The sequence below is a fragment of the Sulfobacillus harzensis genome, from assembly GCF_012933365.1.
Classification (GTDB): domain Bacteria; phylum Bacillota; class Sulfobacillia; order Sulfobacillales; family Sulfobacillaceae; genus Sulfobacillus_B; species Sulfobacillus_B harzensis.
Map to the genome: position 1 here is coordinate 1 of NZ_JABBVZ010000331.1, position 569 is coordinate 569.

1 protein-coding gene is annotated in these 569 nt (G+C 57.8%); it reads left to right on the forward strand.

The features are described 5' to 3' along the window. Nucleotides 1-397, forward strand: a 397-nt coding sequence (locus HIJ39_RS23350; RefSeq protein ID WP_169103401.1) for a transposase, incomplete at its 5' end; no start/stop codon positions are given. Nucleotides 398-569: the final 172 nt, after the last annotated feature.

Below are 569 nucleotides of genomic sequence, written 5' to 3' on the forward strand. Positions count from 1 at the left end.
ATGGGTCAGCACGGCATTGCGCGGCGACCGGTGGTTTCCTCGCGTCGAACAGTGTTTTCGGATCGAACGCACGACGACCGACCTGGCCGGCCAGCCTGTCCGACACGAGTACGCCTATGGCATCACGAGTTGTTTGCCGGAAGAAGCCCCGCCGGACGATCTCTTGCACTTCGTGCAAGGGCATTGGGGCATCGAAAACAAAGTCCATTGGGTTCGCGATGTGGTGTTCGACGAAGATCGATCCCAAATTCGGACCGGTCACGGTCCGCGTGTGATGGCGACCCTGCGCAATTTGGTTGTGAGCTTACTCCGCCTCCACGGCCATCCCAATTTGGCTCAGGCGACGCGTCAATATAACGCTGACCGAGATCAGGCCCTTCGGGTGGTTGGCGCCTGAGACGGCCCGGCGCCGGTCACCACACATAATATCGTGCGAAAAAGGGCAAGACGAACCGATGTCGGTTCGCTCTGCTTTGCCATTTCCCTTTCGGGATGGCCTAATGTCCCACTGCGGTCGTCAAGGGTTAGTCGTCTGCTCTATCATTTCAGTCAACCTGACTTTGACGAAT